The following is an 884-nucleotide window of genomic DNA, read 5'->3' as shown; positions in this document are numbered from 1 at the left end:
GAAGAAATGGTCGGCAACTGGAAGCCGAACGTGGCCGACAACTACCGCGCCACCCTGGAAGCCGAACCGGCTGAAACCGGCCTGCGCAAAATGCTGTTCGGCATGGGCAGCCTGTCCCTCGGCGAACTGGCGGGCGAGCGCATGAAGGTGTCCCTGGAAGCCAACTCTCCGGAAGACGAACACGACTGCTTCAGCGACAACACCCACAATTCGCAGTTCTACGATGCCAAGGGCATTCGGAACGTGTACCTGGGCGAATACACCCGCGTCGATGGCACCAAAATGACCGGCGCCAGCCTGTCGTCGCTGGTGGCCAAGGCAGACCCGGCTGCCGACACCGCGTTGAAAGCCGACCTGGCCGCTACCGAAGCCAAGATGCAGGTCATCGTTGACCACGCCAACAAGGGTGAGCACTACGACCAGTTGATCGCTGCCGGCAACGCCGCGGGCAACCAGATCGTTCGCGATGCCATCGCTTCGCTGGTCAAGCAGACCGGTTCGATCGAAGCGGCTGCCGGCAAACTGGGTATCAGCGACCTGAACCCGGACAACGCTGATCACGAATTCTGATCAACGCTGGCTGAATAAAAAGGCGACCTTCGGGTCGCCTTTTTCATACCTGTTTTTTGAGTGCCGATCATTCCCACGCTCTGCGTGGGAATGCAGCCCGGGACGCTCCGCGTCCCATCCAGAGCCGAACGCGGAGCGTCCGTAGAGGCATTCCCACGCAGAGCGTGGGAACGATCAAAACCCTGCCCCGCATCAAAGCAAACGATAATTCCTCTTATTCAAACTCTTATCCCCTGTTAGACTTTGCGCCCTTGTTTTGCTCGTCTTGCAGGATGTCTGATGCCCTCGCTGCCTCTTCGCTTGTCCGCACTGTT

The 884-nt window shown here is 59.0% G+C and carries 1 protein-coding gene; it reads left to right on the top strand.

The genetic code is table 11. From position 1 onward, the window contains the following. Positions 1–570 (top strand): imelysin family protein (locus D8V06_RS15660; protein WP_277751302.1); only part of this gene is annotated, 570 nt, incomplete at its 5' end. Between the last annotated feature and the right edge of the window lie 314 nt (positions 571–884).

It is taken from the genome of Pseudomonas sp. Sample_24 (assembly GCF_004307605.1).
Taxonomy (GTDB): Bacteria; Pseudomonadota; Gammaproteobacteria; order Pseudomonadales; family Pseudomonadaceae; genus Aquipseudomonas.
This window is presented reverse-complemented; position numbering and strand designations above follow the sequence as displayed.